Source organism: Paenibacillus humicus NBRC 102415 (genome assembly GCF_004000905.1).
Taxonomy (GTDB): domain Bacteria; phylum Bacillota; class Bacilli; order Paenibacillales; family Paenibacillaceae; genus Paenibacillus_O; species Paenibacillus_O humicus.
Genome location: NZ_BIMD01000015.1, coordinates 87,361 through 100,582, shown reverse-complemented (window position 1 = coordinate 100,582; position 13,222 = coordinate 87,361). Strand labels below are relative to the sequence as shown.

Here is a 13,222-nt window from a genome sequence, read left to right as displayed (position 1 = left end):
GAAAAAGAAAAAAGGCGGCGCTGAGGATCAGCAGTACGTAGATGTTATGAACGGGAAAACTCCTGTAAGAGATTAAACGAAGGGGGAACGAGCATATGGCATTGAAGCCGGAACAATACGTAGCTATCGAATGGCTCGCGCAAGTAAAGAACGGCGGTAAGACGCTGGAGGAGGTCGCAGCCGAGGCGGGAGTATCGCGTAAATGTTTATGGCAATGGCGCCGCGATGACGAGTTTCAACAGGAGCTCAGGCGCGAGATGGTCCGTCATACGATGAACCGGATGCCCGAAGTAATGGCGGCTATGGTAGATAGCGCGGTTACGCTCAAATCCGCAGCGGCCGCGAAGCTGCTCATGCAGGCTAACGATATGATCGTCGATCAGGTCCGTATCGAGCGCAAGATTAGCGAACAGGATTCGGTTGATATCGAAGGATTGAAAGCGCGATTAGATGCGCTGAGAAAAAGAGAGGCGTAACCTTAACGCGCAGGTTCCGGTGTTACCACGCTAGCTAATTCGTTAATCCTACGATTATCTAACGCGTGCTCATCCGGAGCCTGCGTTTTCTTTCGTTTATATAGCGCAGGGCAAGGTAACGAACGGTTACATACGAATACATACGAAGGGTTACGCAAGGATTCCGCCAGTGCGAACGTAAGGGGATCGGAAATTACGAGTTCTTACGACTATTACGCGAAAAGTCTGCACGAGGCGCGGGATGCGAAGGGGTCCGAAAACTCAGGGGGGTCTACCGAATACTTCCGATTTCACGCTGCATAAACGCCTGCATAACCGCCGTCCGTCCGGACTTCATCGCGATAAAGCGGATGGCGTAACGGTGCGGTTTTCTCGCGTTGCATAATCATACATAATCGTACACTGGCGCCTATGTCGCAGGAATGGCGTAGTGGCGCGGATTATCCGTATGCTGGAGGGATTGCGGATCACATATCATCAATCCTCGCGTATGCAGTCGGGTGCATAAACGTCAGGACGATTTAGTACGGTAAAGCGTCGACCCCCCATGGCGGCCCCCTCGAACCCCCTTGACAGCCCCTCGGAGTTTCCACGCAACAAAAATATATCGGGGTGTTTGTCCGCTGGATTGCGGATACGCGTTCAATTGGATACAATAGTATCAGCGGCTATTAACGTATCCTTTACCGAGGACACCGCAATCCATACGGCATGTCCGCAATCCACGGACGCGCTATAAAACGTTGATCTGACGGGGTTTTAACCTTGCGCAGGCTTAACGATAGCTTCACGATCCACAACCCCAACGCCACCGTTACCTGCGGCTGCGGATCAAGCTTCCGCACGGCGAGCGACGCCGGCAAGCCGAAGCCGGACGAGTGCTGAGGCCAGCGCCTCTGAGAAGGTTTTAAGGCGGCGCAGAGTCGGGAGTTTACCTTAGGGTCCAATTCGGAATTCTTACAACCGAAATACAAGGGCTGTGAATTGGGATTAGAAAATACACAATCGTCGAATTGATTATGATCAACCGGCAATACGGCAGTTATGGGTTGTAAATCCGACCTTCCGAACGTTGTATGTTGACATACAACGTTCGGAAGGTTTTTTTGTGTTGAACAGGAAACAGCGAAAAGTTCCAACCCGAAGATGAGCTTATAGCTGCAAGTTAGATTCCGAAAAAGGAAATCCTCCGGCGTAGAATATTTTATTGTTCTTTCCAAGAATCCATTAATGGATATATTTATATCATTCATATATATGCTGTATACTCTTTAGGCAAAAGGGAAAGGAAGATGCGCTTGAAGAGAAAAGGAATAAATGCTCTGCTTGCTCTGCTGCTCCTGGTTGCTTTTACCGCCCAACCGCTATTGGCGGCCCCCAAAGCCACAAGCGTCAAAGTCACCTTCGTAAGCGCGAAGCTGGTCGAGAACAATCATGTCGGCAACGAGTGGCGGTATGAAGCACGGGCTGGCAGCAAGGAGATTGAGGAGGGCCATTCGGTCACGCTGACAGTAAAGGGCAGCGAAACCATCAAGCTGGAAGTGGACGTCGAGGAACAGGACAAGATTCCTGACATCGGAAAAGGAAGCTCAACAATCAAGTTGTCCGCTATCAAGGGCACCGTGACGAAAAAAATGAAAGTGACCGTCGTCGAGAATCGTGGCCGCTATTCCGGAAATACTGCAACATGGGAGTTCGCTTTTAAAATCTCGAAAGCTTCATAAAATCGCATTCAAGCTTTGAGTCCCGCAACTCCGAAGTCGAATAAAAATAGGATGTTCAACCTTGATGGTAAGTAATCAGACCAGCACGGTCTCGAGAACAATTGGAGCCCCCGGAACGAGTCCTCTCGTTCCCGGTTTTTTCAATCGGTTTCAAGATACGGCCTTCAGTCCGCTCACGCCGATTACGATCAGCAGCAGGCTGAGCATCCGCATCCTGCTTTTCGATTCGCCGAAAAAGATCATGTTCGTCACGACGGCAAGAGAGGTTCCGAGACCGATCCATACCGTGTAGGCAATGCTAAGCTGGAGATATTGGAACGAAGCGTAAAGCAGGATGAACGACGCCGCGAAGCCGCCGGCGAACAGCAGGGCGTTCAGCCAGCTTTTGCGCCTGGAGAAGCGGCTGAGTCCTACGACTCCGGTCACTTCGCAGACCGCTGCGGAGAAAACAAAGATCCAACCCATGATGATAACCTCCATGTTGTCTTTCTAAATTGGTTGAACCGGCCATTGGCTGCTTGCCGGTTTATTTCAGCTGTTAGGCGAGGAATCGGCGCTTTTGCCGTCCGCCAGCTTCAGCATGACGATCCCGATCAGCAGCAGAATCATGAACAGGCTTTTGGCGATGCTGAAGGTGCCCCCGAACAGGGTGGCGTCCATCAGAGCGGTGCCGATGGTTCCCGCTGCCGCGAACAGGGCGTAGACGGTGCCGGTAGGGATGGACTGGCAGGCCCGATAAAGGAAGTAGAAGTCGATGACGATGAGAACGGCGATCAGGACGAAGTGCCAAGGGAGATTCGCGGTATGGAAGCCATACACCCAGATCCATTCCATAAGGCAGGTCAGTCCGACGAACAGCCAGCCTAATTGCGGTTTGGCGGGTTTGTTCTTTTGTTGCGCATGCATGAGAGACACACCTTTCGAGATGAAGGAAATCATATAGGAATGAAACGGTTAAACGAAAAAAGGTTAAAACGAATGAATCGTCCTATGAAATGAAGTCCTGCTAATGAATAAAATCACCTTATGAATGAACGTCAGTCATAATTAGCTGTAAAAAGACGGACAGCCGTCATTTCAATCCAAGCCCGGCGACAAGAAACGCTTTAAGCTCCGCGACATGCTCCTCCACGACTGCGCTGTCCGAAGCGGCGTACAAATAATTCTGCTCGGCGGCGGTTTCGATAAGCCCGAGCACCAGCTTGGCTGCGTAAGCGGTCGCGATGGACGGGCGTATTTCGCCGCGTTCCTGGAACTGGACCAGCCTTCCGTTGATCCACTTGTAAATCGGGTCGTAGATCGCTTCCCATTCCCGGACATGCTCCGTCTGGGTGATGCCGGAGTAGATCAGCGCGGACAAATCCCGATGCTGCTCGGTGACCTCGAAGATCGCTTCGACCATGCCGTCCAGCTGCTCTCTGGCGCTGCCGCCGTCATCGATCGCATGCAGCCGGACGAGAATGTTCTGGACCATGACTTCCGCGATCGCCGGCATGACGGACAGCTTTGAAGGGAAATACAGATAGAAGGTGCCTTGGGCGATTCCCGCCTCTTTCACGATGTCGGAGATTTTGGTTTTTTCCATGCCCTTCTCCTGCAAGACCGCAATGGCGGCATTGATAATCAGCTGTCGTTTATCCATGGGAAGCACGATCCTTTTCGCATATGAATGAATGTCAGTCATTTATCTTCAGTTTAATTGTTCCCTTGCAGGATGTCAAGATGCAGAGCCGGTGCCGCTCTGTCTGGCTCCAAGATGAAATGCCCCCTGCTGTCCGATATAATGAGGGATGCCGTTATACCTATCGGCCCATCCCATCCACCAAAGGAGAACCATGAGATGACTGACATCAATGGATTTATCGCCGAGTGGCGCAGCCACCGCAACGTTTTGCCTCAAATGCTGGAACAGGTAACAGATGAGCAGCTGGGCATGAAGCCTTGGGAGAAGGCCATGTCATTGTCCGAGCTCGTCGTCCACATCGCCGGCTCGATGGTCATGTTTGCCGCGACGGTTGCAAACGGCGCCTACATGCCGGGAGGCAAGCCGGCTTCGGTCCATACGGCCGATGAGCTCCGGGCTTTTGTCGCTTCCACGACCGAGCGGGCGGAGGAGCTGCTTCGCTCGATCGGCGGGGAGCAATTGGAGCGGCAGATCGATTTCTTTGGAAATGCGATGCCGGGTCATGTCCTGCTTCAGAATGCGAAGGACCACGAGATCCACCATAAAGGCCAGCTGTTCGTCTACTTGCGTCTGGCAGGCATCGAGCAGCTGCCTTTCTTCGTCAGCCGCGGCTAAGAGCGGACGTTCAATTGACGTTCAATGAATGAGGCTGAGGCATCCGGCTCGAGGCCGTCTGCGTGCAAGAGCACAGCAGCCTGGGCGGATTTGCAGGTTGTCCGGAAGCATAGGGAAGCCCGGTGTCGGACTCGACAGCCGGGGCTTTCTGCTTTCAGGAGGACGAATGGGAAGCCCCGGCGTCGACTTCGATCGCCGGGGCATTTTTATATTCAAGAGGATAACGGGAAATGCCAAGCCAGAGCACTGTCAGCTGAAATCCGTGCGCCAGCTTGATCTGGAGCTGCGGCTCTGTTAATGGAGCTGCTCGGAGAGCGCCCGCCCCGCCTGACGTCCGGTGAACAGGCAGCCGCCGAGGAAGGTGCCCTCCAGCGCGCGGTAGCCGTGCACGCCGCCGCCTCCGAAGCCGGCCGCTTCGCCCGCTGCGTACAGGCCGGGAACGGGAGCTCCCTCGGTGCCGAGCACCCGCCCGGAAAGATCCGTCTGGAGGCCTCCCAGCGTCTTGCGGCTGACGATCCGCAGCCGGACGGCGATGAGAGGACCATGGGCCGGGTCGAGGAATTTATGGGGAGCCGCGGTGCGGATGAGCTTGTCGCCGAGATAGCTTCTCGCTCCGCGGAGAGCTACGATCTGCAGGTCTTTGGAGAATTTGTTGTCCATTTCGCGGTCTCTGGTCAGCAGCTGCCGCTCCAGCTCGGCCGCTTGGATAAGGGAGCTGCCGGCGATCCGGTTCATGCCTGCAGCCAGCTCGGCTGCGCTGCCGGCCGTGACGAAGTCCTCGCCGCGGTCCAGGAACGCCTGGACCGGACCTGGTACGGAAGAGAAGGCCCGTCCCAGGACGCCACGGATGCTCTTGCCCGTCAGGTCCGGATTCTGCTCCGAGCCGGAGAGGGCGAATTCCTTGCCGATGACCTTACGGGTGAGAATGAACCAGGAGTAATCATAACCTGTATCCTGGATGGCCTTCAGCGTGCCCAGCGTATCGAAGCCGGGAAAGTTCGGAGCGGGAAAACGCCTGCCTTCGGCATCCAGCCATATCGAGGAAGGGCCGGGCAGAATCCGGATGCCATGGCGGTCCCAGACAGGGCTCCAGTTGCGGATGCCCTCGGTATAATGCCACATCCGGTCCCGGTTGACGATGCGGCCGCCGGCTTGCTCCGCGATGCCGAGCATCCGTCCGTCGACATGGGCCGGGACGCCGGACAGCATCGTCGCGGGCGGCCGTCCGAGCCGCTCCGGCCAGTTTTGCCGGACCAGCTCGTGGTTTGCTCCAATGCCTCCGCTGGCCACGAGCACGGCTGAGGCATGGAATTCGAACTCGCCGACCGGCTCCCGCGAGCTTGCTTCGCCGCGTCCTGCACGGCTGGGCTCGAGCACGACGCCATGCACCCCGGCGATGGAGGCGCCTTGCGTGATGAAGCCGTCGACCCGGTGGCGGGGACGATAGTCGACGAGCCCCGAGTCTATTGCAGCCCGGACGCGGGCCTCGAACGGCTTCACGATGCCAGGTCCGGTGCCCCAGACGATATGGAACCTCGGCACGGAGTTGCCGTGGCCTTCAGCCAGATAACCGCCGCGCTCGGCCCAGCCGACAACGGGAAAGAAGGAGATGCCGAGGGAGCGCAGCCATGCCCGCTTCTCTCCGGCGGCGAAGTCGACGTAGGCTTCCGCCCATCGGCGGCCCCAGCGGTCTTCGTCCTCCGCACGGTCGAAGCCGGCGGACCCGAGCCAGTCCTGCCAGGCGAGCTCGCGGGAGTCCTTGATGCCCATCCTCCGCTGCTCCGGAGAATCGACCAGAAACAGCCCTCCGAACGACCACCAGGCTTGACCGCCCAGCGACGCTTCCGGCTCTTGATCGACAAGCAGCACCTTCTTGCCGGCTGCGGCCAGCTCGCATATGGCCGTGAGTCCAGCGAGCCCGGCTCCGACCACGATGACGTCGTAATTCATGGATGGCCTCCTTTTATCGGCATAATATGAACATAAAAGCGTTTTCAACAACTTGGGCGGAAAGAAGGCCTGAACACGATTCGGATGCAAAATGATCTTAAATCACCAGGGGGCAAGGGTCAATCGCTAGTGGAGGTTTCTCCCGACCTAAGCCCGGCTCATGGTTTTTCCCCTTTGTGGTAAACTTTCCTTATATGGAGGGGAATTCTATGTACCGAATCACGATCGTCGAGGACGATGACAAGATCGCCGAGCAGCTGGCGGGGGCGCTGGAGCGCTACGGCTTCCAGCCGCAGCGGGCGGCCAGGTTCAAGGAGCTGAACGAGGATTTCCGCGAGCATGCGCCTCATCTGGTGCTGATGGACATCAATCTGCCGTATTTCGACGGCTTCTACTGGTGCCGCCAGTTCCGCCAGCATTCCAAAGCTCCCGTCCTGTTCATCTCCGCTCGATCGGGCGAGATGGATCAGGTGATGGCGATTGAAAACGGCGGGGACGACTATATTACGAAGCCGATCCATCTGGATCTGCTCATGGCCAAAATCAAAAGCGCGCTGCGCCGCGCTTACGGTGAGTACGCGTCCACTGCGGGTTCTGCATCCCACGCTGCCGATCAAGCCGTCGCCATGGGAGCTCTCCGCCTGGATGCGAGCCGCAGCCTGCTGGAATGGCGGGGAGGCTCCGTCGAGCTGACCAAAAACGAGCGGCTGCTCGCGCAAAGCCTGCTTGAGTCGGGGGGCCGGATCGTTTCCCGGGACAACCTGCTTGAAAGCCTGTGGGACGACACGAGCTTTGTCGATGACAATACGCTCACGGTCAATGTGACCCGGCTCCGGCGCAAGCTGGAGGAGATCGGACTAAGAGGCGTGCTGGAAACGGTGCGCGGCCAGGGCTACAGGCTGAATGAAGCTCAACTGGCCGAAGAAGGGGGCGGCCGTTCTTCGGCGCCGGAGAGCCGGGCATGAAGCGGCACTCGGCTCTGCTGCTTTATTTGCGCGGGCAGCTGTTCAGCCTTTCCGTCGTGGCTTCCTCCCTTCTGACCGGAGCGGCGATCTGGTACCTGGAAAGGGTGATGTCTTCCGCCGGCGTCGATTGGGCGGTTCTGGGCTATTTCCTGCTCTTGTCGCTCTGCATGACGGTTGCCGGATTGATGCTCGGCTACTTGCGCCAGAGGGCTTACCTGAAGCAGCTGCTCCGCATGACCGGGCAGCCGGCCGGCTGGAAGCCGCTGCTGTCGCCGGTAACGGCCGAACAGAAAAAAACGGCCGAGCTGATCTCGGTGCTCGGCCATCAGAGCCAGGACCGGCTCGAGCAGCATAACCGCGAGCGGGAGCTGCACCGGCATTTCGTGTTCCAATGGGTGCACCATATGAAGACGCCGGTATCCGTCATCGATCTGATCGCGCAGAACGCGGCCAGCAAGCCGGGCCTTGTCGGCCAGGAGCTTCAGGATGCCTCGGCCAGCCTCCGGGAGGAAACGGACAAGCTGGCCCGCGGCCTCGAGCAGATGATGCACACCGCCCGCCTGGACGAGTTCGCGATGGACTTCCATCCAAGGCGCGTCTCTCTTCACGAGGCCGCCCGCACGGCGGTCAACGCGCACAAGAGGCTCATCATCGCCGCCGGCGTCTATCCCCGCATAACGGGGGAGGGCTGGGTAGAGACCGATGAGAAATGGCTTCATTTCCTGCTTGGGCAGCTGGTGGCCAATGCCGTGAAATATTCTCGTCCCAAGCCCGGCAGCAAACAGCTGGCCATCGCGATCGTCAGCCAGACCGGCGGAGGGACAAGCATCTCCGTCCGGGATGAAGGCATCGGCATTCCGGCGCAGGATATTCCCCGAGTGTTCGATCCGTTCTTCACCGGAGAGAACGGACGCAAGACGGAGGAGTCGACGGGCATGGGCCTCTATCTGGCCCGGGAGGTCGCCTCGCGCATGGGCGTCGGCCTGGAGCTGGAATCCGCGGCGGGAGAGGGGACGACCGCGACACTGTCTTTCCACGGGAAAGCCATCCATAAGGATCTCCAAGTCAGGTGACAATGTTGTAAGGCGGGCTGTAAGCTGAATCAATGGGCCGGCCGCGGCCTCCCGGCTATACTTGGAACCAAGCCAGACAGAGAAACAAGATAGAATCGGGAGGATCCAAACGACATGAACATTCTGGAAGTCAACTCGCTGGGCAAAATCTACAGCACCAAAGGCGAGGTCAGCTATAAAGCGCTGGAAAGCATCGATCTCAACGTCGGCGCCGGAGAATTCGTCGGCATCATGGGCCCGTCGGGCAGCGGCAAGACGACCCTGCTCAATCTGCTGTCGACGATCGACAAGCCGACATCCGGCACGATCCAGGTGCGCGGCATCAATCCGGCCGGCCTGTCCGAACGCAAGCTGGCGCTGTTCCGGCGCCGCGAGCTCGGATTCGTGTTCCAGGATTTCAACCTGCTCGACACGCTCAGCCTGAAGGAGAACATCGCGCTGCCGCTCGTGCTCGACGGCGCATCCCCGTCCAAGATCGAAGCGGCGCTGGAGCCGGTGGCGGCTCTGCTCGGCATCGCTCCGATATTGGCGAAGCGCCCTTACGAAGTATCGGGCGGCCAGAAGCAGCGCGCCGCCATCGCGCGCGCCATCATCCACCAGCCGTCGCTGCTGCTGGCCGACGAGCTGACGGGCAATCTCGATTCCAAGTCGGCCAAGGACGTCATGGAGTCGCTGAAGGACCTCAATGAACGGCTCGGCGCGACCGTGCTCATGGTGACGCATGACCCGTTCAGCGCCAGCTACTGCCAGCGGATCATTTTCATCAAGGACGGCCGCTTCTTCTCGGAGATCCGCCGCGGGGACAACCGGCAGGCGTTCTTCCAGCAGATTCTGGACTCGCTCAGCGTGTTGGGAGGGAATTTCGATGACGTTCCGTTCGCTCGCGCTTAACAACATCCGGGGCAGCTGGCGCTCCTACGCCGCTTTTTTCCTCAGCAGCGTGTTCTCCGTCATGATTTTCTATTTGTACGCCTCCTTCCTCATGCATCCCGATGTGGCCAGCGGCCATATCGTCCATGCCAACGAGGTCAAGCCGATGATGAAATTCTGCGAATATCTGATCGTCATCTTCTCGTTCTTCTTCGTCCTGTACTCCAGCTCGGCCTTCCTCAAGACGAGGAAGAAGGAGTTCGGCCTGCTGTCGCTGTTCGGCACGACACGAGGCCAGCTCCGCAAGATGGTCGTCTACGAAAGCATGGCCATCGCGGTGCTCTCCATCGGGGCGGGACTCGGTCTGGGCATCCTGCTCAGCAAGCTGTTCCTGATGGCGCTGGAGGTGCTGCTGCAGAGCGATGTGCCGATCCGCTTCGCCATTCCCGGCCAGGCGGTGCTGCTCACCGGCGGAGGCTTCCTGCTGCTGTTCCTCGCGATCGCCCTCATTACGGCGATGACCGTAGGGAGGCAGCAGATCGTCGAGCTGCTCGGCGGTGCGAGGCGTCCCAAAAAAGCGCCTGCCGCATCGCCCTGGCTGTCCATTCTCGCTGCGGCATCCCTCGTGGCGGGTTATGGGCTGGCCTGCTGGATGACGCCGATGAACTTTCTGATTTTCGCGCTTCCGGTCATCGGACTGACGACGCTCGGAACGTATTTCCTTTACACGCAGCTGAGCGTGGCCGTGCTGAATCGGCTCAAGCGGAGCAAGGGCATTTTCTACAAGCGCACGAACATGCTCGTCATCTCCCAGATGTCTTACCGGATCAAGGACAACGCTCGGGTGCTGTTCGTCGTCACGATTCTGAGCGCGGTCGTCATGAGCGCGGCCAGCACGGTGTATGTGTTCCAGAAGCTGCAGCGCGATCAGATCCTGGAGCATACTCCGTTCACGGTCGGATATGTGGAGCGCGGCGACGGCCATCCGGTCATGGACCCGGCGCAGGCCCGCAAGCTGCTCGAAGACGGAGGAGGCCGCATCGCCGAGCAGGCGGAGCTCCAGGGCGTCGTGGCGAAGGGGCTAACTTCGGCGGCGGCGGGCTGGAAGCCCGAAGATTCCCGCAAGGCGATGGCGGTGTCGGCTTCCGACTACAACCTGCTGGCCAAGCGGGCCGGGCTCGATGCGGTCAATCCTGCCGAGGGCGAGGCCGTCATCAGCTTTCCTTATAAGGAAATGAAGGGAAGCAAAACGAAGCCGAACGAAACCGTCTCGGGCAAGGCTGGCGGAGCGAGCTTCGAGCTGAAGCTGCAGAAGCTCGTGTACGGCAGCGTCTTCAGCCCCGTAAATGACGCGACCTATCTGCTGGTCGTTCCCGATTCCACGCTGCAAGCATGGAAGGACGGGGCTCCATCGGCGGAGCGCCTGCGTGCGTACGGCTTCGAGCTTAGCGATTGGGAGCGTGCGCTGCCTGCCGTCCAAACTTTCGAAAAGGCGCTCGCCAAAGAGCAGAAGAGCTTTGTCCAGAGCTACAGGGTCGAGAGCTACCGCGACATGAAGCAGTCGATCGGCCTGACCATTTTCGTCGGCCTCTTCATCAGCGTCCTGTTCTTCGTCGCTGCTGGCAGCCTGCTTTACTTCAAGCAGTTCACCGAGCTGCAGGAGGATCAGAGCCAGTTCCAGGCGCTGCGCAAAATCGGCCTCACCGCCGGCGAGCTGCGCCGCACGGTAGCGGCTCAAGTCGGCATCCTGTACCTTGCGCCCTGCCTGCTCGGCATCGTCCACAGCGTATTCGCGATGTTCGCCTTGGGGACGCTGATCGGAACGCCGGTCTGGATGTACGGCCTGATCATCATGGGCATCTACATTCTGCTCCAGGGCGTGTATTTCCTGATCTCCTGCACGGCATACACGAGAAGCATTCTGAAGCTGCCTGCAAGCTGAACCCGATAGTCTATTGATCGGGAAGGGAAGGGCTGATAGGCCTTGCACGCCTTCGCAAGAATCAATAGAAGGGCGAGTGATCCCGTACGGGCAGCAGGAATCGTGCGAGGGGCAATGGAGCCATAAACTCGTCAAAAAGAGCGGACCCCCGGAAAAAGTTCCGGAGGTCCGCTTTTTTTGGATTCGGCTTTTCTCAAGCGCGGCTTCGCGAGAGCAGCAGGAACGAGCCGCCGATAATGAACAGCAAAGCAAGGAACGGGAATACGGAGGCGAAGCCGCTGAGCAGCGCGCTGATCGAGAAGACGGCGCTGAACAGCAGGCCGATCACGAGCAGGATATTGATCGGGATAAGCAGCCAGCGGTTCCGGTTTCCGAACCAATAGAATTCCCACAGGCCGAACGGAACGGCCAGGATGAAGCCGGGCCAGATCGAGCCCCAGTTGTCCAGCAGCATGGCGAACTGGCAGACGAGGCCGGCCGCCAGCAAAATCCCGCCGGGAATGAGAAGTCCAGGAGCGCGGCGTCCGAGCAAGGAGAAGTACATCCAATGGAAGAAGATGCCGAGCGGGATCACGAACAGGCTTGGCCAGAAATGGCCGAAGATGAATCCGGGACCGACGCTGCGGCCTTGCTGCAGCATCATATAGACCCCGAGGAGGATGAGCGCCGCTCCGAGGACGGCTTTTGCTTGGCGAGTCATGATTCCACCCTTTCGGCTGTAGGCCACCTGCAGAACGCGGTTGATGGCCGTTTTTTTCCACTATACCAAGGCTGCGGCCTGCTGTCCTCCTGCCGGAGGGAAATCAGATCCCGGACTTAAGTCCAGGTCGAGGCTGTCTCAGGCTCTCATCCTTCCCCGGCGTCTGCCTGGAAGGCTGCAGCGGGCAATAGAGGCCATAAGCCTCGGACAATCATCCAAGAGAACGAACGCCTGAAAGCATAGAATAGAAGAGAAAGAGGAAAGGAGAACCGATCCAAATGGAAGAATTCGCAGCAGATTCGGCCTTCCCGGCGGATGAAGTGCCTGCGGCTGCCGTTGCGGCTGCCCAGGACGCTCCCGTTCAAGGAGAGGCAGTCCCCGAGACGGCGAATGCCGAGGATGAGCTGGCCTATGTGCAGAAGGCGCTGTCGCTGCCGCTTCATGCGGGGAAGGGCGGCGGACGCATGCTCTCGAGCAAGATGGCCAAAACCGCCGCGCTTCTCTCCCATCCGTCCATCGCTCCCCATATTCCCCCGACCCGGCCTTACACGGAAGCCAATCTGAAGAGCATGCTGGAGCAGCACGGGATGGTCGTCATCAAGCCGGTTCGCGGGACCGGGGGAATCGGAGTCATCAAGATCGAGCGCAGCGGAAGCGGATACAGCTATACGCACAGCTCGAGGACCCGCTCGGCCTCGTCGGTCCCATCCCTCCACAGGGCTCTGAAGCCGCTGCAGAAGGGGCGCGCCTACATGATCCAGAAAGGCATCCAACTGGCGACAGTTGGAGGAAGGCCGATCGACTATCGGGTCAAATACGTGAAAAACGGAAGCCGCTGGGAATTCCGCTCGATGGTCGGGCGCGTCGCCAGGCCGGGATTGTTCGTCACGAATCTGTGCCGGGGCGGCAGCCAGCTGACGGCGGCCCAAGGAATAAGCCGCTCGCTGTCCTCGAAGCTGGTGAGGAGCAAAAAGCAGGAAATGCGCAGCCTGACCCGAATTTCAGCGTCGGCGCTGGAAGCCCGCTTTCCCGGCATCGGCCAGCTCGGCTTTGATTACGGCCTCGACAAAAGCGGGAAGATATGGATTTTCGAGGTCAACACCCGTCCTAAATAGGCATGCAGCCGAGCATTATCATTACCCTCCCCATCTCCCGCTCAACCTTGCTGGAGCCTGCAAAATCTTTATCGGAAATAAAGTATTCATCAAACTTTTTTATTGAAT

The 13,222-nt window shown here is 58.3% G+C and carries 13 protein-coding genes and 1 pseudogene; 9 read left to right on the top strand and 5 right to left on the bottom strand.

Annotated elements, in window-relative coordinates:
• The first annotated feature begins 95 nt into the window (after positions 1 to 95).
• The 3 genes and pseudogenes from PHU01S_RS11790 to PHU01S_RS11780 all read left to right on the top strand — a co-directional run bounded on the left by PHU01S_RS11790 (position 96) and on the right by PHU01S_RS11780 (position 2,200).
• Positions 96 to 476, top strand: a complete 381-nt coding sequence (locus tag PHU01S_RS11790; protein WP_048747660.1) for a phBC6A51 family helix-turn-helix protein — start codon at positions 96 to 98, stop codon at positions 474 to 476.
• A gap of 774 nt (positions 477 to 1,250) precedes the next feature.
• Positions 1,251 to 1,361: pseudogene (locus PHU01S_RS11785) on the top strand (iron-sulfur cluster assembly accessory protein); the annotation flags it as partial.
• A 407-nt stretch (positions 1,362 to 1,768) separates the two neighbouring features.
• The gene (locus tag PHU01S_RS11780; protein ID WP_164763057.1) at positions 1,769 to 2,200 is read left to right on the top strand and encodes a hypothetical protein; all 432 of its coding nucleotides are present in this window, start codon (positions 1,769 to 1,771) and stop codon (positions 2,198 to 2,200) included.
• A 150-nt stretch (positions 2,201 to 2,350) separates the two neighbouring features.
• Here the strand turns inward: PHU01S_RS11780 and PHU01S_RS11775 are convergent, their stop codons facing one another.
• From PHU01S_RS11775 to PHU01S_RS11765, 3 genes are all read right to left on the bottom strand, one after another.
• Positions 2,351 to 2,665, bottom strand: a complete 315-nt coding sequence (locus PHU01S_RS11775) for a DMT family transporter (protein WP_048747654.1) — start codon at positions 2,663 to 2,665, stop codon at positions 2,351 to 2,353.
• 66 nt (positions 2,666 to 2,731) lie between these two features.
• Positions 2,732 to 3,106, bottom strand: coding sequence for a DMT family transporter (locus tag PHU01S_RS11770; protein ID WP_049867949.1), 375 nt, complete (start codon positions 3,104 to 3,106; stop codon positions 2,732 to 2,734).
• 166 nt (positions 3,107 to 3,272) lie between these two features.
• Positions 3,273 to 3,842, bottom strand: coding sequence for a TetR/AcrR family transcriptional regulator (locus PHU01S_RS11765; RefSeq protein ID WP_049867948.1), 570 nt, complete (start codon positions 3,840 to 3,842; stop codon positions 3,273 to 3,275).
• A 198-nt stretch (positions 3,843 to 4,040) separates the two neighbouring features.
• On the opposite strand from PHU01S_RS11765, the gene PHU01S_RS11760 reads away from it, so the two are divergent.
• Positions 4,041 to 4,499, top strand: a complete 459-nt coding sequence (locus PHU01S_RS11760) for a DinB family protein (RefSeq protein WP_049867947.1) — start codon at positions 4,041 to 4,043, stop codon at positions 4,497 to 4,499.
• 294 nt (positions 4,500 to 4,793) lie between these two features.
• Here PHU01S_RS11760 and PHU01S_RS11755 read toward each other — a convergent pair whose 3' ends face one another.
• Positions 4,794 to 6,449, bottom strand: a complete 1,656-nt coding sequence (locus PHU01S_RS11755) for an FAD-binding dehydrogenase (RefSeq protein WP_127507721.1) — start codon at positions 6,447 to 6,449, stop codon at positions 4,794 to 4,796.
• Positions 6,450 to 6,658: 209 nt separating this feature from the next.
• Between PHU01S_RS11755 and PHU01S_RS11750 the strand changes: the two genes are divergently transcribed.
• The 4 genes from PHU01S_RS11750 (at position 6,659) to PHU01S_RS11735 (ending at position 11,299) form a co-directional block, all read left to right on the top strand.
• Entirely contained in the window at positions 6,659 to 7,414 is a 756-nt protein-coding gene (locus tag PHU01S_RS11750) for a response regulator transcription factor (RefSeq protein ID WP_048747645.1), read from the top strand.
• Positions 7,411 to 8,487 carry a sensor histidine kinase gene (locus PHU01S_RS11745; RefSeq protein WP_049867945.1) on the top strand — a complete coding sequence of 359 codons (1,077 nt, stop codon included), beginning with the start codon at positions 7,411 to 7,413 and terminating at the stop codon, positions 8,485 to 8,487. Before PHU01S_RS11750 ends, PHU01S_RS11745 begins: the two co-directional genes overlap by 4 nt.
• A 114-nt stretch (positions 8,488 to 8,601) precedes the next feature.
• On the top strand, positions 8,602 to 9,378 hold the full coding sequence (locus PHU01S_RS11740) for an ABC transporter ATP-binding protein (RefSeq protein ID WP_021880094.1): 777 nt from the start codon (positions 8,602 to 8,604) through the stop codon (positions 9,376 to 9,378).
• Positions 9,353 to 11,299 carry an ABC transporter permease gene (locus PHU01S_RS11735; RefSeq protein ID WP_127507719.1) on the top strand — a complete coding sequence of 649 codons (1,947 nt, stop codon included), beginning with the start codon at positions 9,353 to 9,355 and terminating at the stop codon, positions 11,297 to 11,299. Before PHU01S_RS11740 ends, PHU01S_RS11735 begins: the two co-directional genes overlap by 26 nt.
• Positions 11,300 to 11,492: 193 nt before the next feature.
• On the opposite strand, the gene PHU01S_RS11730 is transcribed toward PHU01S_RS11735, so the two are convergent.
• Positions 11,493 to 11,999 carry a hypothetical protein gene (locus PHU01S_RS11730; RefSeq protein WP_048748687.1) on the bottom strand — a complete coding sequence of 169 codons (507 nt, stop codon included), beginning with the start codon at positions 11,997 to 11,999 and terminating at the stop codon, positions 11,493 to 11,495.
• 464 nt (positions 12,000 to 12,463) lie between these two features.
• Here PHU01S_RS11730 and PHU01S_RS11725 point away from each other — a divergent pair, with 464 nt between their 5' ends.
• Positions 12,464 to 13,114: a YheC/YheD family protein gene (locus tag PHU01S_RS11725; protein WP_048748686.1), complete on the top strand. Its 651-nt coding sequence runs from the start codon at positions 12,464 to 12,466 to the stop codon at positions 13,112 to 13,114.
• Positions 13,115 to 13,222: the final 108 nt, after the last annotated feature.